General features: G+C 51.3%; 22 protein-coding genes. 2 read left to right on the top strand and 20 right to left on the bottom strand.

Translation table 11 applies throughout. The features are described 5' to 3' along the window. Nucleotides 1-72: 72 nt before the first annotated feature. Nucleotides 73-246, top strand: a complete 174-nt coding sequence (locus Q7F15_RS01665) for a putative holin-like toxin (RefSeq protein WP_304414979.1) — start codon at nt 73-75, stop codon at nt 244-246. 238 nt (nt 247-484) lie between these two features. Here the strand turns inward: Q7F15_RS01665 and Q7F15_RS01660 are convergent, their stop codons facing one another. From Q7F15_RS01660 to Q7F15_RS01600, 13 genes are all read right to left on the bottom strand, one after another. Further along, a complete protein-coding gene (locus tag Q7F15_RS01660) occupies nt 485-2,827 on the bottom strand; it encodes a phage tail tape measure protein (RefSeq protein ID WP_304414978.1) in 2,343 nt (780 codons plus the stop codon). A 200-nt stretch (nt 2,828-3,027) separates the two neighbouring features. After that, nucleotides 3,028-3,459: a phage tail assembly chaperone gene (locus Q7F15_RS01655; RefSeq protein WP_304414977.1), complete on the bottom strand. Its 432-nt coding sequence runs from the start codon at nt 3,457-3,459 to the stop codon at nt 3,028-3,030. A gap of 32 nt (nt 3,460-3,491) precedes the next feature. Further along, nucleotides 3,492-3,902, bottom strand: coding sequence for a phage tail tube protein (locus Q7F15_RS01650; RefSeq protein ID WP_304414976.1), 411 nt, complete (start codon nt 3,900-3,902; stop codon nt 3,492-3,494). Between the two features lie 11 nt (nt 3,903-3,913). Next, the gene (locus tag Q7F15_RS01645) at nt 3,914-5,329 is read right to left on the bottom strand and encodes a phage tail sheath N-terminal beta-sandwich domain-containing protein (RefSeq protein ID WP_304414975.1); all 1,416 of its coding nucleotides are present in this window, start codon (nt 5,327-5,329) and stop codon (nt 3,914-3,916) included. Further along, complete coding sequence (locus tag Q7F15_RS01640; protein ID WP_304414974.1) at nt 5,330-5,533, bottom strand: YqzN/YkzM domain-containing protein; 204 nt, start codon at nt 5,531-5,533, stop codon at nt 5,330-5,332. Then, the gene (locus tag Q7F15_RS01635) at nt 5,523-5,990 is read right to left on the bottom strand and encodes a hypothetical protein (RefSeq protein ID WP_304414973.1); all 468 of its coding nucleotides are present in this window, start codon (nt 5,988-5,990) and stop codon (nt 5,523-5,525) included. Before Q7F15_RS01635 ends, Q7F15_RS01640 begins: the two co-directional genes overlap by 11 nt. Next, the gene (locus Q7F15_RS01630) at nt 5,980-6,477 is read right to left on the bottom strand and encodes an HK97 gp10 family phage protein (RefSeq protein WP_304414972.1); all 498 of its coding nucleotides are present in this window, start codon (nt 6,475-6,477) and stop codon (nt 5,980-5,982) included. The genes Q7F15_RS01635 and Q7F15_RS01630 overlap by 11 nt, the downstream gene beginning before the upstream one ends. After that, the gene (locus Q7F15_RS01625) at nt 6,477-6,863 is read right to left on the bottom strand and encodes a hypothetical protein (RefSeq protein ID WP_304414971.1); all 387 of its coding nucleotides are present in this window, start codon (nt 6,861-6,863) and stop codon (nt 6,477-6,479) included. The genes Q7F15_RS01630 and Q7F15_RS01625 overlap by 1 nt, the downstream gene beginning before the upstream one ends. Beyond that, nucleotides 6,851-7,168: a head-tail connector protein gene (locus Q7F15_RS01620; protein ID WP_304414970.1), complete on the bottom strand. Its 318-nt coding sequence runs from the start codon at nt 7,166-7,168 to the stop codon at nt 6,851-6,853. Before Q7F15_RS01620 ends, Q7F15_RS01625 begins: the two co-directional genes overlap by 13 nt. Then, on the bottom strand, nt 7,149-7,319 hold the full coding sequence (locus tag Q7F15_RS01615) for a hypothetical protein (RefSeq protein ID WP_304414969.1): 171 nt from the start codon (nt 7,317-7,319) through the stop codon (nt 7,149-7,151). The genes Q7F15_RS01620 and Q7F15_RS01615 overlap by 20 nt, the downstream gene beginning before the upstream one ends. A gap of 33 nt (nt 7,320-7,352) precedes the next feature. Further along, nucleotides 7,353-8,339, bottom strand: a complete 987-nt coding sequence (locus Q7F15_RS01610; RefSeq protein WP_304414968.1) for a phage major capsid protein — start codon at nt 8,337-8,339, stop codon at nt 7,353-7,355. Between the two features lie 15 nt (nt 8,340-8,354). Next, on the bottom strand, nt 8,355-9,053 hold the full coding sequence (locus Q7F15_RS01605) for a hypothetical protein (RefSeq protein WP_304414967.1): 699 nt from the start codon (nt 9,051-9,053) through the stop codon (nt 8,355-8,357). After that, entirely contained in the window at nt 9,040-9,261 is a 222-nt protein-coding gene (locus Q7F15_RS01600; RefSeq protein ID WP_044898973.1) for a ribosomal-processing cysteine protease Prp, read from the bottom strand. The genes Q7F15_RS01605 and Q7F15_RS01600 overlap by 14 nt, the downstream gene beginning before the upstream one ends. Before the next feature lie 100 nt (nt 9,262-9,361). On the opposite strand from Q7F15_RS01600, the gene Q7F15_RS01595 reads away from it, so the two are divergent. Further along, nucleotides 9,362-9,670 (top strand): hypothetical protein, encoded by a 309-nt coding sequence (locus Q7F15_RS01595; protein WP_304415511.1) that lies wholly within the window; start codon nt 9,362-9,364, stop codon nt 9,668-9,670. Here the strand turns inward: Q7F15_RS01595 and Q7F15_RS01590 are convergent. The 7 genes from Q7F15_RS01590 to Q7F15_RS01560 form a co-directional block, all read right to left on the bottom strand. Next, nucleotides 9,667-10,578, bottom strand: a complete 912-nt coding sequence (locus Q7F15_RS01590) for a minor capsid protein (protein ID WP_304414966.1) — start codon at nt 10,576-10,578, stop codon at nt 9,667-9,669. The genes Q7F15_RS01595 and Q7F15_RS01590 overlap by 4 nt on opposite strands. Further along, the gene (locus Q7F15_RS01585) at nt 10,575-12,107 is read right to left on the bottom strand and encodes a phage portal protein (protein ID WP_304415510.1); all 1,533 of its coding nucleotides are present in this window, start codon (nt 12,105-12,107) and stop codon (nt 10,575-10,577) included. The genes Q7F15_RS01590 and Q7F15_RS01585 overlap by 4 nt, the downstream gene beginning before the upstream one ends. Before the next feature lie 208 nt (nt 12,108-12,315). Further along, nucleotides 12,316-13,719, bottom strand: coding sequence for a terminase large subunit domain-containing protein (locus Q7F15_RS01580; RefSeq protein ID WP_304414965.1), 1,404 nt, complete (start codon nt 13,717-13,719; stop codon nt 12,316-12,318). Next, nucleotides 13,716-14,498, bottom strand: a complete 783-nt coding sequence (gene terS, locus Q7F15_RS01575; protein WP_304414964.1) for a phage terminase small subunit — start codon at nt 14,496-14,498, stop codon at nt 13,716-13,718. The genes Q7F15_RS01580 and terS overlap by 4 nt, the downstream gene beginning before the upstream one ends. Before the next feature lie 84 nt (nt 14,499-14,582). After that, nucleotides 14,583-15,560, bottom strand: coding sequence for an HNH endonuclease (locus tag Q7F15_RS01570; protein WP_304414963.1), 978 nt, complete (start codon nt 15,558-15,560; stop codon nt 14,583-14,585). 9 nt (nt 15,561-15,569) lie between these two features. Next, the gene (locus tag Q7F15_RS01565; RefSeq protein WP_304414962.1) at nt 15,570-15,899 is read right to left on the bottom strand and encodes a nucleotide pyrophosphohydrolase; all 330 of its coding nucleotides are present in this window, start codon (nt 15,897-15,899) and stop codon (nt 15,570-15,572) included. Nucleotides 15,900-15,925: 26 nt separating this feature from the next. Next, a complete protein-coding gene (locus tag Q7F15_RS01560) occupies nt 15,926-16,276 on the bottom strand; it encodes a hypothetical protein (protein WP_304414961.1) in 351 nt (116 codons plus the stop codon). Between the last annotated feature and the right edge of the window lie 50 nt (nt 16,277-16,326).

The raw sequence follows: 16,326 nt of genomic DNA, 5'->3' as shown, positions 1-16,326 counted from the left end.
ATGTACAATAGAATCGGCTCCTCAAGGGTGGTCGGCTCATCTCCCACGTCGGAAACGGGGGGAGGTGAGAGTATGGCAATAACGCACGAAACAATGAGCCTGATGATTCAGTTTGGCGGCTTCATCGTCGGCCTGCTGAGTCTCGTCGTGGCGATTGTCGTTGCTTTGACCCAAAAAAGAAGTAGACCTCCCTTGAGCTTGGTAGGCCAGGAGGTCTACTATTCGGAAAACGAGCCGACGCCTTGAGGCGGGCTATTGTACAAGGCTGCAGATGTTACCGCATCTGTAGCCTTTTTACTATATGCATCTGTTGACTCTATCATACCACATTTGAATGAAAAACAAAATTAAATAAAAGTGATTGATGGAGAAGACGCTCCTCGTGTGAAGAGCGTCATTTGGTCTTAGAATGCCATATGAACAGCACCGCTGAATTGATATCCCGAAACAGATAGCGGCATCAGCAAAGGAAGTCGTTACCTCTTTATTCAAGAACAGTCGTTCCAGTCCCAGCTAATACGTGGAGTACCTTTTCGGCAATAGTATCGGCCAACTGCTCGGCCAAACTTTCCATCTCCTCTTTGCCATTTACACTGTTGGTCTGCAAGGTGACCTGAATGGTTGGTCGGAAATCTACGTACGTTGAATTTGAACCAGACCCACCAACTGCTGCTTGAGCGATTCCGGAATTGGCAAGGGAAGGAGTATAGCTTGGCACTTGGCTGAAGGCACTGTCCATAGCCGTAACCAGGGAATCCCCTGCAGCCTCCACCCCGATTGCCATCGTTTCGGGAATGGCCATACCGCTGTCGGTTAGTCGGGAGAACGGCCCCAGGTCCGCGTCTGAGTGAGGCAGGAATTGATCGGCCCATTCAAACACACTGGAGAGTGCGTCTGCAATCTTGTCTTTGACGGACAAAATGCCATCCACAATCGTGGTGATGATTTTCTGCCCGCTTTCGAATAGGCCGCTGATCCATCCGCCAAACCAGCCATCGATGGTCGTAAAAGCGTTTTGGAAGGTGGCTTTTATCGTTTCCCACGCCCCGGACCAATCCCCGGTAATGAATTGAGTGAACGCAGTAAAGAGTCCCTTCCACAGTTCAGCCACCATGTTAAAATAGGCTGTCAGTCCATCCCATACTGACTGCGCTACCCCTTTGACCCACTCCCAGGCGGCAACCAGATACGAGCTGACCATATCCCAGTTTTCGTACAGCCACCATGCCGTAGCAATCAAGGCGATAATCCCTGCAATGACAAGTAGAATAGGCCATAACGCACTGAGAGAAGCAAGACCAAATCCACTCATGGCAGCGCTCATCGCAGAGAAACCGACCGTTACCGGCGTCCAAATCCCTGCCAAAAACACCAGGGGCGTAATTAAAAGAGCGAGAGCCGCGAACAACATCAGAAAGGAAACAGCAACTTTTGTGATTAACGGATGCTCTTTGGCAAACTCCCCGATTCCTTTGGCAATGTCCGCGATGAAGCCAACGATCGGTTTGGCTACGTCAAGAACAGCATCCCCAACCGGTTCAAACGCAAGCTGCATCTCGTTGGTCATGGCCTGCCATTCATTGGACACCTTCCCCACAATCTCTTCCGTCTTCCCGGCAAAATCCTCAAGGGGTTTAGCGTTCAGCATGGCCATGACCGCGTCCCGGCCAAGATCTTCGTACTGGGTGCCGAACACTTTGGATAACACATCGTCCTGTACCTTCTGATCCTTGATCGAGGCAATTCCGGTCGTAATCGCGATGATCGCTTTCTCGGCTTCCTTGCCGCCGGCCTTAATCTGGTCAAGCATCTTGAACAGGTTCTCTTCCCCGAAGATTTCTTCGAGAGCACCAAGGGCATTCTCATCGAGAGCCTTGTTCAGCCGAATACCAAAGGACTCCTTAAATGCATCGCCCAGCTTGTCAAAGTTGAACGCGCCCGCCTCGGTGCCGGCCACAAACATGCCCATCATTTTCTCGGCGCTGATCCCGGCCTCTTTGAATTGCGGGGAGTATTCCCAAATCGTATCAAGCAGGTCGTCCGCTTTATCCCCGACTCGCTGATAGGCAGCCGTGATCATGTCGAGACCTTTTACTGGCCCGGTCCCCCACTGGGTTTGCATCATGTCCAGCGCTTTTGCAATACTGTCCTGATCGAGATCGCCGAGCGAAATCTTTTCCAAAGCGATTGCGCCTTCTGTAACCTTGCGAATCTCATCGTCGGTGCCTTCTAACAGGTGCTTAAACCGCCCGAATGATTCCGCTGCCTCTTGCGGCGCCTCTACCAAACCGGACGTAAACAGTTGTTTCACGGAGTCTGACATGGATACCATTTCGGCATCCGTTGCCCCCACGCGCGCCTGCAGCATATCGAGGGAATGATCCATTTCGTACGCCGATACTGCCGCGGCTGACAAGCCGGCTGTCACCACCGCTCCACCGGCAGCAGTCAGGCCAGCAATTTCCTCCATGTGCCCGGCGGCTTTGTCAACGTACTCCAGCGATTCTGCGGCCTCATCACCGGCTTTTGCGGCAGCACGCAGCGCCTTTTCCAACCGGCCAACATGTTGTGCATCTACCGCTTCAGCTTTATCATCAACCTCGGCAATCTCGCGGGCAAGCTTCGTCGCCTGGCGATAGGCATCGTCCATCGCATGATCTAGTTGGGTAATGGAAGCATGATCGATGCTGTCCAACGCATCCTCAACTTCGGTGGCCGCGTCCTCTACGTCATCGAAGACGTCCAGCACGTCGCCAAGGTGTTTCAGAAGGGAGGAGATCTGCTTGGTCATCTTCTCTTGGAACGCCAGCGTTGTGGTTAAAGCCATTCCCTATCTCCTCCTTCCTCTGACACGTCGGCCTTTGAGCCGTTCCATTTTCTTTTCCTGCTCAGCTTTGCGTTGAATTTCCATAGCCGTGGAGATCAGGACAAATTGTTTCTCACGCTCAGGCAGGCGTAAAATTTCCGAGGGAAGCCGGTTTTTTTCTTGCCAGATGTAAGAATAGAGAGCCAGCTCCGGGCTCTCTTTTATGAGTTTTTTACCTCTTCCTCGGCTTCCTCATCGTCCGCAAAGTCACTGATGGCTGCAATCGCTTCATACAACGAATCGATTTCATTTGGTCGGAAGATGCAAGGCACGACATCAACGGCAGCGATCTTCCCGAACTTCGCCAGGACTTGCTGCGAGTCGATGTGGAAGTTTGTCCGATCGGTATCGATACCCGCAATGATGATCTCCGATTTAAACCGGAGGTCATCGAATTCTACCTTCCGTTCCGCTTTGCTCTTCTTGCCGGTGACAGAAATCTTCAGTGCAGCCTTCCGAGCCTTATAGTACACATCCCCAGGGACGGAGCGAATCGGGAGCTTCACGTCGTTTCGCTTCCACTCCCATTCTCCCTTCTCATCCACTTGGGTGTTCATGCCAAGAAACTCTTCCATCGTGAGAAATTCGCTCATACCCGTTACCTCCTATGGGGTCATCCCCTGTTTTAAATGAATTCGTAATCATCGACTGTTCCTTCAAGTGAAGTATCCTCGTCAATCGCGCCATGTTCCCATTTCGCGAGTGCCAAGGAATCCGGTGAAAAGCCTTTTACAGCCACCCGGTATCTTCCCGCCACAGGATCGTCCAACTCCCCGATAAAGTTCACCTTCTTTTCGGGGCTGTTGGCAAGCTCTTGGATTAGTTTTTGGACATTTGCTGTCCGTTCAAATGTGGCGGTCATACTTACGGAGGAAGACACAACACGATGGCCTTTCCGCAGTTTGCCCGCACGCTTGCTTTCCGCTTTGTCAAACTCCTCGGTCAATTCAAAACCGATGCATTCCGTCAATTCGTTACCGTTCTGGTCGTAGAAATGCCCGTGGGTGCCAGAGTAGGTTTGAGCATCCTTGTTCATTTGGCGTCACCTCACTTTGCCTTGTTGTAGGTGTAGATTTTTTCAAGCGCGTCCTGGTGACGGAATCCCGCGATGAAGTGCCCCGCGTTACGCGCCGGCGTGTAGATCGGGTCCGCCCCGTGATACTCGGGGTCTTCGATGTATTCATAGTCGGCCGCAATGACTTCGATCGCTGCCAGCGGTTTAAACACCGTTTCTTTCATCATCTGGCAGAAGGCCGCTCTGCGCGCAGGACTATTGCTGTTCGGTTGCTGTCGTACCCATTCTTTTGCAGCCTCTTCCTCGGCGTGCAGGATGGTGAACATGGTGTCGGCCACCCGGATTTTTCCGAACTCTTTGGATTGGTCCGGCCCCGGTGTAGTCAGTGTGTTCACAGGCTCTTGGATTATGACCTTCCCGTTGTCCATGTTCAGCATGAGAACACCAGCTTGAACGAGTTCGATCAGGTCGGTATCCTGATCCCACTCTACAGTCAGGGCATCAAATGGCGTGATGTACAGCGCCATCGTGTAGTTGAGAGGCATCGCTGCCATCAGGGACGCGATATACACAGCCAGCTTTGCGCTCGGGTATGTCTTCCCTTTCCACTTAAAGCCGCTGCCGCAGTTCACGACCGCCATGTTGTTGGCGTCCTTGCTGGACTGGATCATTGCAGCCTTATTCTGGTCCCGCGTCGAATCCCCGCCGTAGACAAATCGGATATAGTTGCCGAGAGCCACCTGTTGATCTGTCCAATCCTGGGCGGCAGCGTTCAGAGCGGGGTCCGCAATCCCCAGGGTGAACACACCAAATTTCCCTTTTTGAGTGGCGAGAGCATTCTGGTACGCGGTATATTTGGTCGCCTCCACGCTTTTACCACTGTCACCGCCTGTCAGATTTGTGCCCGCGGTTGGGTCCGGCAGCGTGTCAGTCAGTTTGGTAAGGACGACATACTCGCTGTTTGCGAAGGCAGCGACCAGATCGTCGTTGGTCCCGCCCGTTTGGCTCTCAACCAATTCGGCGTCCTTGTAAATCAGCACATCGACTTTTGTTCCGTCGAGAAGGTTGGGTTGGACGACGACCTTGAGGTGGTTACCAAGCTCACCTTTATACTTTGCTTCGACTTTGAGAACGTCGGTCGCGCCGCTTTTCAAGATAGCACTCGCGGCCGCTGCGCTGTTCCCGGCGACACGATACAGCAGCACTTCGGTGGGCTGTGGATCGGCTGCCCATATCAGATCGAAGTCCTCCACCTTCCCAAATTTCTTCTCGGCAGATGTCTTATTGCGTACCGTCACAAACTCGCCGATTGGCCCCCAATCAGCAACAATCGGCAGGGCAAGCTTCCCGCGTAAGCCCGGTGTGGTCTGTTCCTCGATAAACGATTTCAAAAAGGAATAAGCACCGGACAGGACTTTCTCCTCTCCTGGCTGATACTTGCCGGCCATCTATTTCACCGTCCTTGCCTTGAACTTTTTCACGAATGTCTCCGCCTCCGCGACCGTCATCTCGGCGGGAGCATCAAAAAAGGCGGCAATCGCTTCCGTTCGGTTCAAGCCGAACTTTTGCTGTGCCACCTTCATGATCTGGTCCTTCGCGTACTTTACTTCTTGCTGACCGACATCGTTGTCAGTTCCTTGTTTACGGGCCATTTCGTCCCCCTCCTTTCTTCAATGTCGGGTCAAACCGTGTATGAATGACCTCCAACGGGTCGTACACCACCGGCGTGTAAGGCAGGTCAACCAGATACTTGAGTTCTATAGACTGGTCAAAGCCGTCTGGCTTGCTAAACGTTAAGCGGCACTCTCGCATGTACCCGATTTGTACGCGGTCCGAGTTGTATAGCGGCAGAATCCATCGTTTATCAGCAAGGTCTTGCCGTACCAGGAAGGCCATCTGTTTTAGCTGCTCCGCGTTTTCGGCCAACAGGGTAAGGCTCATCGTCCCTTTTTCCCGGTAGACGTCCGGCCGCCTCGGCTCCGGGATGCGCAAAGGCTCCTCCACAAACCACATGGGGCGAGTAAAATCCTTGGGAACACGGAGGCTTTCCGTCTGGATGCCGGTCAACGCGTAAAGCCAGTGGCGTACGGAGAGAACATCATCGCCCATCCGGGAACAACCTCCTCGCCAGCTCGTCCAGTTCTTCTTTCACCAGTTCGTCCATGATCGACTCTACCTCTGCTTCCGATCGTGCCAGATAGTGGACTCCAGGGATCCGTCGGCCTTTCAACACCATGCCGGCGGGATGCCCAGGGACATAAACAAATTTCTCATCGTCCCAGTAACCAGGTACGAACTGCCCTTTTCGTTGGGTAAACCCTTCTTCCACGTACCGGGCGTACTCCAAGGCGGTGCCAACGGTGATTTCTGCTTTCGTTCCCCGTAAGACCAGGTCGAAAATGTTATCTCTGTTGCCGATCGTGAGCGACTGTCGCAGTACACCATCCCGGACTGGCGCCCGGTCCTGTGCTCCCCTGAGAACCTGAAAGCCAGCTTTCCGGGCAACGCGGTCCATAGCAGCCTGCACTTCTCTTTTGGCTTGCTTTTTCAGGTGCCGGTACTGGCGTTCTAAGTCCTTTTTATTGACGCGGGCCATCAGATTTCAGGCTCCTCTCCGGTAGTGGTGTCAATGAGACTGATGACAACCTCATAGTGATGCAAGCCGGCCGAACCATACACGGGATACGGAAGGCCAACTTCATACAGATTTCCGGCAAACTCGGGCTGTTCGATCTGGACGCGCATACCCGGCTTCAGTCCGGGGTGAAGGGTATGCATCAGGAAGTCCTGAGACGTCGCCTGACGCCCTGTGAGCTGCTGTATGCGACCGGGGGAGCCAGATACCCTGCAGGGAACGTTCTGGGACACAGGGAGCCATTCTGGGCGGGTTTTTCCCCCGGTGAAGGTGTCAACATCCCCCTGCATATCCAAAAGGGTAAAAGAGTGGCACAGAAGCCGTTTGTATTCGGTCAGATCATCCACATCTTTTGCCCCCTGTTCTTGCGGTATTTGTTCAGAATCTCCTCAACCTTGGGATCGTTGTTGACGTAGGTGATGGACTCCTGATAGTCCCCCTGCTTGACGCTGGTCACCCGTCTGTCCTGTGCCATGTCCTTGGCGATCATCGCGGCGGCCAGTTTCAATTCGTCAGGGACAGGATCGGGAATCGTCACCTGTCCCTCGACAAACACATTCGCGCGGAGAACAATCGCGCTCAGACCTGTGGCATCCCACGTGCTGAACTCGGGGTAAAACCCGATCAGATCACTACTTGTCAGAATCGCCATCCGGTTTCACCGGCTCTTGTGCAGCCACGTCGCCCGCAGGGTCATCCTCCACCTTGTAGCCATGTTGGGAGTAGATGACCTCAAACGCTTTCCGTGACACTTTCAGTTTTTCTTTTCCCTTGCTGATCACCAGAATGTCATTGGGTTTCATATGGTTAACCTCCCCTCAAATTGATTACGTGCCTTACGGGGTATAGCCGGCCGGGCGGAGTACGCCGAACGCGTTTTCCTTGACGACCAGGAATGCCACTTGGAAAGTCGCTTTCAGTGCTACCATGTCCTGCTCAGCAAGAGAAAGAGGCTTCCCGTCCGCAGCGGAAATCGTGTGCAGGGTAGCCTCTTTCAGGATTTCGTATTCGATTTGCTGCAGGATGCCGACCTTGGCCTTTTTGAAGTCGCCGGCAATCAGATCGGCCTTGGTTTTATCCCAGGCGCCGTTGCGGCAGTATTCGATCGGCAAGGAGTACAGGGAATCTTCGGCAACGCCATCCCGAACAGACGTCAGGTAAAGCGGATCGCCCTGACTGTTTTTCAAGCCGCGCAGAGAAGATTTCAGACCGAAGTGAGCAGCAAAGGCACGCGGCTCTTGATCGTTCGCTTCGATCAAGGCCATGACACTGTTCACGTCATCGGCCAGATTTTGACCGGCCACAGATCCGCGGGTGAAAGTATTGCCGGAGTTGACGGCAGCAGTCAGGATGTTCGTTGCGAACGGCGACTCGGTACCGATGAACGCGGCCGCATCCAGCTTGGTGTAGAAGGCCTCGGCAATATATGGTTTGAGTTCTTCGAAGACATCGATACTTGGACGAGTGAGAGCTTCCTTCGACATTGGGACGATGACGGCCAATTTCTTCGCATTAAGCGTTACCTGTGCCCAGGTGGCTTTCGACGTCTTGATCCGCTCGCCTTCACCTACCCAGTAAGCGCCAGGGCCATCCAGCAACACGGGAATCTTTTTGGTTGCGGAGGTCATCGGCTCAAGATCGGCAAGTTTCATGATCGCGGAGCCTCGAACCACGTCTTTCACAATTTCCGATGCTGTCTCCTCGGGAATCAAACCCGTCAACTCGGTGCTAAGTGTGGCTCCTTCTCCGTTAAATCTTTGTAGATCAAACGGAAAAGCTGCTGCCGCAGTCTGTACCATTACCTTCATTGCATTCTTCAACATGTGTTCGTTCCTCCTTTAGATACGCTGCAATTTACGCAGGTCTGAGATATTCGGAATCGTAGACTTTTGGTTGGCCGGCGGTTTTGCGGCGGGCGTGTTGCCGCGCGGGACCCCATCGCTCTTCAACCAAGGCTTTGCCGTGATCAGTTCGGAAACATGCTTGTCGATGTTCTTGATTTTGCCCCCGTCCGTTACCTCTACCTTTGCCAGATCGGCCAGGCGGATCGCATCGGACAGCTTGTCCGGGTCAATCCCCTGCTTAATCGCTTCTACGATAAAGGCATTTTCCACGCGAAGGGATTGAATCGTGGTGTTAGCCGTCTTCAATTCGGATTCCCGTTCGGCAAGCTTTTGCTCAGCAGTCTTCTCCGCCTCCTGGCGCTGCTTGTGCGAATCGACAATCGCTTTCAGCTCGTCGGCCTTTTCAATGCCCAGACCTTTCAGGAAATCGCTCACGGCACCCTGCAGGGCCGACTCGTATTCTTGCTGTGAAGCGAACGACACTGCCGGCTTATTGCTCTCCCCGCCTTTATCGCCTCCGCCATTTGCCTGACCGCCTGCTCCATTGGCACCAGCAGCTCCGGCGGCGCCACCATTTCCACCGCTCCCGGCCTGACCGCCTCCATTTGCACCTTCACCTCCTCCTGCAGCAGCACCGCCGCCATCGTTAAACAGTTGCATTTTAATCCGATTGATCCGGTTAAACTTCTTCATGACTGTTTTCTCCCTCCTCAGAAATGATTTCTAACGATACGTGATTGGGATACTGCTCCGCGACCGCCTGAATGCCCAGCAGCGCGGTTTGCATGATCGTGGAGATGGCCGCGCAGACGATGTCCTTGCCGTGCTCGGCATATCCCGCGTGCCCGTCTGCGTGTATTTGCATCTCCCCACTTTTCATACGAGCCTGAATCTTGATCACATCGACCTCGCCTCCTTTCCCAGCCAAAATAAAAAAACCGACAGTTCGGTTTTCTTTGATTAAAAGTTTTAGTAAAATTTACAAAAGTGTTGGGTTAAGAATGGAGGGACCACGTTTGATACGTCATCTTACAAGAGCCATAATCTTTTCCGTCTCAGTAAACCTCCTTTATTATTTTCTTCTTCCTATCCTTACTGGTTTGTTCCTGACTCATTTCTACGTACCTGATATCACTGATGCTTATGAAGAAGTAAACTATCTACAAAATGAAGTTGCCTTTGGTGTCATTATTAGACCTGACTTTGAAACAAACATTCTCTTTCATCTACTTGTAGGAATAGGAATTTACGGTTTACTCTTCACAGCTATACGCCTTTTCAAGAAGTTCAAATCCTCAAAGGTAGGCTAAAACATTATCCCTTTCTCCTTCGCCCACTCCTCATATGTGCGCGCCGGCGTGTAGCCGCGCTCTTCCCTACCGATCCGATAAGAGCGCTCGCGCTCCAATCGCTCCAGCACTTTCGACTTGATCACTGGCCGCCAGTACGAACGACAATTCGGATGATTGGGGATGCGCTCTCCTTCGCGCCCCGGATTCTCCGGGGTGTCGTAGTCGAGAGGGTACCGTTTCCCGTCTGCTTTTCTACACTGGGATGAGGTCCTTTTGTCCAACGTTGCGCAAAACTCTTTCTCGCCGATGATGTCCGCGTTCGCCTGGTAAGCCGTCGTCTGCCCTTGCGCTGCCGCTCGGTTCAGTTCCGTACGTGCCAGCCGCAGAGCACTGGACCAGCTCTCGGATGTGCGAAGTGTGATCTCTTTCGCTGTTCTGGACACTCCCCACCCCTGTACGGCAGCCTGCGTAATCACGTCTTCCATCGCAGCAGCCAGCAGGTCCGTGCGCATTCGAATCCGTTTGGAAAAATGCCGGCCTTCCCACGGCCTTTCGACGTTCGCCAGAATCATCCCCGGATTGATTTGGGGGATGGTGACACCGACTTGAAAGTCTTGCTCAATAAAATACAGGTGATGGAGAATGCTTCGCTTAAATTCGTCTGCCCACGCCTGCCGCAACTCTTGCTCTTCTTCTTGCCCCAACTCTTTCAGAATGGTGCGGATGCTCCCCAGGATCAAATCAAGCCGAGAAGCATTGTAGATCAGCGAAACCAGCTCTTCGCCGCTTTCGGCAAAGCGTGCGTACAGGTCGTTGATCTCGGCAAGGATGCGGGCATTTGACCGGTTGAAAAGCCCTCGGAGTTTCTTTCCGTGTTTCATGATCCGCTGTTCCAGTTCCTCTTGGTAGCGTTCTTCCCTACTCATGCGGCATCACCCGGCGGATCGCTTCCGCCCTCTTCAACCTGCATGTCCTCCTCGGCTGTTTCAAGCGCGTATGGGTCAAGCAACGCCATTCTGCGCTGCGCCTCTTCGTCCTGTTCAGCCAACAGCTTATCGCGGGAGGCTTTCGGGTCATCAACGAATGGCAGCAGTGCCAAGCGTTCCTCATGCGACAACTGGCCAACGAGCTTGGTGACAATATCGACCATTTCGACCAGATTGACCGGCATGTTTTTGCTGAACTTAATATCTATGGCTTGATAATCCCACTGCTTGCGGTACTTCGCGTTGAGCATGCCTGTCAGGATACGGATACGGTTTCGCAGCCCGCGCCCGTAGTTTCGCATCTTGATGCCAGCCTTGATGTCGGCGTGGTAGAAAATGATCTTGAGCGCGATTCCGGATGGCGCCGTCCCCACCTGGTCAGGTCGAAGATGAGGCGTTCCCGATTGATCCAGAAGCGATTCAATCAGGCGGTTGATGGTGTTTTCCTCGTGCTGGTCTTGTAGGTCCCATGTAACGGGAACTGCCTTTTTCCCGACGAGAATCTGCGAAGTAGACCACTGCTTAGCGAGATACTGCTTTTTCTTCTCCACATCCGTGATCAGGTTGCCTTCCTGGTCATAGAGCAATAGCTCGTCCAGGTCCAAGTCTTCAAAAATGACCTTCGGGTTTTTGAAATACTCCTGGACGTCGACCTTGCCACTCACGGCCTTATTGATGGCGTCCATGAGGTGCTTTAAATCGCCGAGATCGCCCATCCCCTCGATCATGCCGTCGTCCCGATACTGTTGGTGTTTCCGGCGCCGATTTACGAAGTGCGTCCAGGGAACGACGGGTTTCTGCTGCAGCTTCCCATCCTGGTCCTTCATAAGAACGGTGACGTTATGAGCGACGGGATTTTGCTCCCTACTCGTATCCAAGACAAGGCCTTCCCCTTCTTGCCGGAGATAGGTAATCTCGTTTTCGTCGTACACTTCGACGATGAGCTTCTTCTGGTTCCGATCGACGTCAGCCAGGTAGTAGTACCGAATGACCGCGATCAGCTTGACCTTTACCGTGGTGTCGTACACCGCGATACATTCGTCAGCCGTAAACTCCGCCATGCAAATCTGGCCGTCTTCGTCAAAGTAGTAATACTCGAAAACCTCACCGTCGATTGATCCGTCCTCCACGATGTCGTAGGTCAGGCTTTCCTCGTCGTTGTCGACCAAGACTGCCTGCAGCTTCTTAATGTATTCGTCAATCTCTTCTCCGTCTTCGTTGGCCGTGTAGCGGATCGGGTTGCTGACGATGTACGACGTCCCGAAATCAATGATTTTCCGAGCGAAGTTCAACACGATCTTGTTGTTGGGTTTTCCCTTTTCCTCTGGCTTCCGCAGGATATCCTGATCGCCGTCGACGTAACGCCGCATGACGGTATAATCACGGGTTTGGTGCTTTTTGATGAGGTCCAACACCCAGCGCCAGGAATTCAGTTCCTTGTTCCGTTGATAAAACTCCTCCAACAGCATGGTCTGCACTTTTTTCACCCCCTTTTTCGGGTCCCGATAACTTGTATTATGTTAACTTGCTTTCCAATCCCGATTTTCAGCCAAATTCGGCCGTTTTCGGCGATTATGCCTTTTTGCCATGGGCCAAAATGTCCACCACCGAGAGACAAAACGACATTTTCGGGTCAAAAACACGATCTCCTGTTTTCTCCGGATTTCTCCGTTTTTCTTAGGCTGCTTTGTCAGCGATTTTCCACGGGATGACCTTAAACCTTGCGATCAACAGTTGGTGGAAGGTCTTGCTGTTCCACACCAAATAACGCAGAGCGTCCATCGCGTGATCGTTTTCCTTGAGCGGAATCTCTGCTTTGTCGCCGGCAACATCTTCCGGGTACCGGTAGTTTGTCAGCTCTTGAATCACGTCTTTCAAGTGGTCGCTAATAAATATGTTCGGCCGCCCATTGTCGGACTTGACCGTGAACAGCGTTGATACGGCGCGAATCCCCTGTTTCAGATGCTTCTTGGCCGGCCTGGCCGGCAACCCGTTCGTCTGGTATGTCTTGATGTTACTTGGGTCCTCTTCATCGCACCAAAACAGCCGGATTTTCCACTTCTTCATCAGTTCCTTGTCCTGGGCCACCCAGCAGTTCGGGTCCCCTGGAATGAGAATCTCCATTTGCGGCTTGTAGATCGCATCCACGATCCACAGTTCCCCGTTTGATGTCATAGCACCAACCAGGGTAACGCCGGGATTGGTGAAGCCCCAGTCCTTTCCCGCCTCCACATGAACGAAATGACCGTTGCGGAACTTTTGCTCACACAGGTCGCGCGGCACCACGTGGATGGAACGGTCAAACTCCTCGTAAACCTGCCCGAAAAACACATCGAACCGGGCGAAAATCTCCCGGTCGACGTAACGCTTTGGCATAGTTTCAATCATACGCTGAATGTTCTTTTGCAACTCCGGCAGTGGATTGTCTTTGCTGGTCCAGTAGAAATTCCGCCATTCGGGGTCGTAACGATATTCATCCGGTTGACCGCCTGCTGGAGTATATTGGCCGTTGAGTACGATGTCGTGGTAGAACCAGTTCATGCCCTCTGGAGTGGTCGTCCAAATCGACCAACCACCTTTATCAGCCAGCGCGTAGGCGAGATAACCGCTCCATGTTTCCGGCTTCATCTTCGAAGCCTCATCCAGCCAAACACCGTCTAATCCCTTACCTACAAGAGTCTTCGGGTTGTCCGCCGATTTGAATTGAATCAACACCCAGCCTTTCAGCCAGATTCGATTCTTGGAGGCATCCCAACTCTCAATCATCTCTTCAGGGATGACAGAAGCCAGTTCCTCCTGTTGGATCTCGGACATGGCGTAGGTCGGCGACACGCACCAATATTCCAACCGCGGCTTTGGTTTCTTCATAACCTTGAGATTTCGTGGCGGTTTGTACGGTAGCCCCTTCCCCTTCTCAATGTCGGCCAGGATGTTGTCAAAAAACTTCCGGGCGCCCACATTGGTTTTGCCTCCGCGCCGGCCACAGTTCATGACGATGTTTCTAACATCGCATTGCATAACCTCGATTTGTTTACGGTGTGGTTTCCATCCTTCAAATGGATCAACATAGATTGTTTTCATTGCGACCATCTCCGGACTATAACCTCACTTTGCTGGTCATCATCCCCGGACTGCAGCTTCCCAATCTCCAGCTTCAGCTTCTCAATGCGCAGACGCTGTTCCTCAGTCGCCAGTGCGGTCACAAGCATCTCCTCATACCGCTTGATAAGCCCCTGCAGCGTCGCCATCGCTCGAGATTGTGCTTGCAGGAAGATTGCATGCTTGTCCCAGGCGTGTTGAATTTCCCACTCTTCCTCGACATAAGTTTCGAATGTCTCAACTCTTTGGTTTTCTCCTTTACCGACCTTCTCGCTGTCAAGCTGTCGTTTTTGCTTTTTCAGCACACGCGTCTCGTCTTGCTGGTTACGAACGAACATAATCTTCTGCGCCCTAGCGATCGCCGTGTACTGAATGACGATGTTCTCCCAGAGGATGTCCAGTGGACTCTTCACGCCGATCTCTCCGATAATCGCATGTGTCTCTTCATCGTCTGGAAAGATGCGACGAAAAAAGCCGTGGGTGACGGCGTTGCTGTTCCCCTTCGGTGCAGCTCCGCCTGAATTTCCCACGGCGTTCTTATTTCCTTTCGGTGCTCCGGGCCGACGTTTGGTAACGTTACTTTTCGGAATGGTAACGTTACCTTTCAATTGATAGTCCCATTTGTCTTGATTCTTCCACTTACGAATCTGTGTATCCGACAGCCCCAAAGCATCGGCGATGTCCTTTAACTTCATCGTTCCGCCGCTGTCTCGCCACATCTCAAATGCTTTGTCTCGGTCTGGACTGCGTGCTCTCGCCACTACATCATCACCACCACCCAATTGAGTTTGTTTTGTAAAAGGAAAGCACCCGTAGGGTAATTTCCCTTAGGGTGCATAAAATGTTCATTCAAACAAATGATAATTATAATGCCATTCGAAGTATTTCATTCTGTTCTCGTTCCAAAAAGAGCACTCTTTACCTTTTAACTGATCTAAATAGTTCTTTAGAGATGGTGAAACGATCTTTTTATTATTTGTAATGATTTTGCCTTCAAATACAGTAATGTAACCTTTCTCATATAGATCGTCACATCCAAACTTACACATTGGCATAACAATATTTCTAAAATCAAGTTTTTCTTCTGGCGTACATTTAGATCTTTTCTTGATATGTGCTGCTACTAAAAAACTTGTAGGATACTCGTGACCACAAATGCCACAGGTAGCAATTTTTTTGTTCCCAAACAAAACCTTTCTAAGAAAGCTTTGCTCGGTCCTTATCATCACTTTACCCTGAGCATCAAGTGGCTTGTTAGGGTCAAAGTCCTTTATTGCTTTTTCGTATTCTTCAAATGGAATCTCTGGAAAGTGAGTATCACTTTGAAGATCAAAGGCTTCAATTACTCTGATGCTTTTTTCCTGATCCAAAATACTAAAACCTTGGATGATAAAGTTATCTTTATAACCAACAACCCGGTTGAAATCAAGGTAGGAAATTCTTTGTTGCTTTACTTCGTCTAGAAAATATACGTATTCCCAGGTTTGTCCCTTAGGATCTGTGCCCCAAAGATCAAGAGCTAATTCCTTACTACGTACTTTGTACGTCGTTATAGCCGAGGAGAAGATTCCCCCGTTCCCTGAAAACAAAGTAATGTCGCCGGTCTGAATTCTATTCCATTTTGGTATGTTCCCATTGGTCGTTCCTGGCGTGACTCCCCAAGTTGGTATCGCTTGATCCGGATATATTTCTTTTAGTTTTTGTACATGTTCGTCTTCTAAATATCTAGCTATACGACTAAGCTCGACTGGGTTTACGATTGTATCAATGTAGTGTTGCTTGGCATCGCCATTAGCAGCGGGTTGGAGAATCACGTTGTTCATAAGTCACACCTACAACTCATCATATTTTTTGTTAGATCCAAAAGCTTTACTGACTGGATACTTTATCTCGTTTTTCCTAATCTTGTTCCTAATTGCTTCCTCAAGTTCAATCCCTAATACATCCGACATTAGTAAAGCGTAAATAACAACATCTGCCAACTCGTCCTTGATATTCTCGAAATTTGCTTCAACAGCTTCTTCGCTGCTCTTCCATTGAAAATTCTCTAGTAATTCATTAGCCTCTAAAGAAATTGAAATCGCTAGATCTTTAGGGGTATGATATTTCTTCCAGTCACGTTTATCTCTAAAATCTATGAGCCTCTCCAATAAATCTTTCATCCTAAAAATCTCCTTAATAAAGTTACTTATTTCATTAATTCGACGTGATTCTTCAAATTCCTACATTTTCCTTGTAGATTATAGCAATCTGGGCCGGTTCCTTGATCATATGCGTCACGCGTTTTCTGACCGCGCTCGTTGTCCCCCAGCAGAAGATTGGTTCCTTCACTGGCGTATGGCGCGATCTTCAACAAAAAACCAGCCTCGGCAAGTGACAGCTTTCTGAGCCGTCTCTTGGCCTTCTGGCTGGCTTTGATCTTCACGAATTTTGCGTTGCGGCCGGCAGGCCGAAACACTTTGACGATCTCATCCGGGCGCCGGAGGATTTGTTCCTCGTAGAATACCTCCCCCGTTTCCGGGTCAATGAATTGGCGCACTACACGTCACCCACCTCCATGAAAAAAAGCACCACATGGGTGCTAAGAAC

This window comes from Brevibacillus aydinogluensis, from assembly GCF_961514395.1.
Taxonomy (GTDB): Bacteria; Bacillota; Bacilli; order Brevibacillales; family Brevibacillaceae; genus Brevibacillus; species Brevibacillus aydinogluensis.
The sequence above is the reverse complement of the archived record's forward strand: the minus strand, read 5'-3'. Positions and strand labels throughout refer to the sequence as shown.

What these genes read in the sequence shown, in the direction of transcription:
- Q7F15_RS01650 (WP_304414976.1), bottom strand. Translation starts at nt 3,902, where the DNA reads ATGAACAAGGATGCTCAAACCTACTCTGGCACCCACGGGCATTTCTAC.
- Q7F15_RS01570 (WP_304414963.1), bottom strand. Translation starts at nt 15,560, where the DNA reads ATGAACAACGTGATTCTCCAACCCGCTGCTAATGGCGATGCCAAGCAA.
- Q7F15_RS01610 (WP_304414968.1), bottom strand. Translation starts at nt 8,339, where the DNA reads ATGTTGAAGAATGCAATGAAGGTAATGGTACAGACTGCGGCAGCAGCT.
- Q7F15_RS01660 (WP_304414978.1), bottom strand. Translation starts at nt 2,827, where the DNA reads ATGGCTTTAACCACAACGCTGGCGTTCCAAGAGAAGATGACCAAGCAG.
- Q7F15_RS01620 (WP_304414970.1), bottom strand. Translation starts at nt 7,168, where the DNA reads ATGGCGATTCTGACAAGTAGTGATCTGATCGGGTTTTACCCCGAGTTC.
- Q7F15_RS01655 (WP_304414977.1), bottom strand. Translation starts at nt 3,459, where the DNA reads ATGAGCGAATTTCTCACGATGGAAGAGTTTCTTGGCATGAACACCCAA.
- Q7F15_RS01665 (WP_304414979.1), top strand. Translation starts at nt 73, where the DNA reads ATGGCAATAACGCACGAAACAATGAGCCTGATGATTCAGTTTGGCGGC.
- Q7F15_RS01635 (WP_304414973.1), bottom strand. Translation starts at nt 5,990, where the DNA reads ATGGGCGATGATGTTCTCTCCGTACGCCACTGGCTTTACGCGTTGACC.
- Q7F15_RS01585 (WP_304415510.1), bottom strand. Translation starts at nt 12,107, where the DNA reads ATGCTGTTGGAGGAGTTTTATCAACGGAACAAGGAACTGAATTCCTGG.
- Q7F15_RS01565 (WP_304414962.1), bottom strand. Translation starts at nt 15,899, where the DNA reads ATGAAAGATTTATTGGAGAGGCTCATAGATTTTAGAGATAAACGTGAC.
- Q7F15_RS01605 (WP_304414967.1), bottom strand. Translation starts at nt 9,053, where the DNA reads ATGAAGAAGTTTAACCGGATCAATCGGATTAAAATGCAACTGTTTAAC.
- Q7F15_RS01615 (WP_304414969.1), bottom strand. Translation starts at nt 7,319, where the DNA reads ATGAAACCCAATGACATTCTGGTGATCAGCAAGGGAAAAGAAAAACTG.
- Q7F15_RS01595 (WP_304415511.1), top strand. Translation starts at nt 9,362, where the DNA reads ATGGAGGGACCACGTTTGATACGTCATCTTACAAGAGCCATAATCTTT.
- Q7F15_RS01640 (WP_304414974.1), bottom strand. Translation starts at nt 5,533, where the DNA reads ATGGCCCGTAAACAAGGAACTGACAACGATGTCGGTCAGCAAGAAGTA.
- Q7F15_RS01645 (WP_304414975.1), bottom strand. Translation starts at nt 5,329, where the DNA reads ATGGCCGGCAAGTATCAGCCAGGAGAGGAGAAAGTCCTGTCCGGTGCT.
- Q7F15_RS01630 (WP_304414972.1), bottom strand. Translation starts at nt 6,477, where the DNA reads ATGGCCCGCGTCAATAAAAAGGACTTAGAACGCCAGTACCGGCACCTG.
- Q7F15_RS01580 (WP_304414965.1), bottom strand. Translation starts at nt 13,719, where the DNA reads ATGAAAACAATCTATGTTGATCCATTTGAAGGATGGAAACCACACCGT.
- Q7F15_RS01590 (WP_304414966.1), bottom strand. Translation starts at nt 10,578, where the DNA reads ATGAGTAGGGAAGAACGCTACCAAGAGGAACTGGAACAGCGGATCATG.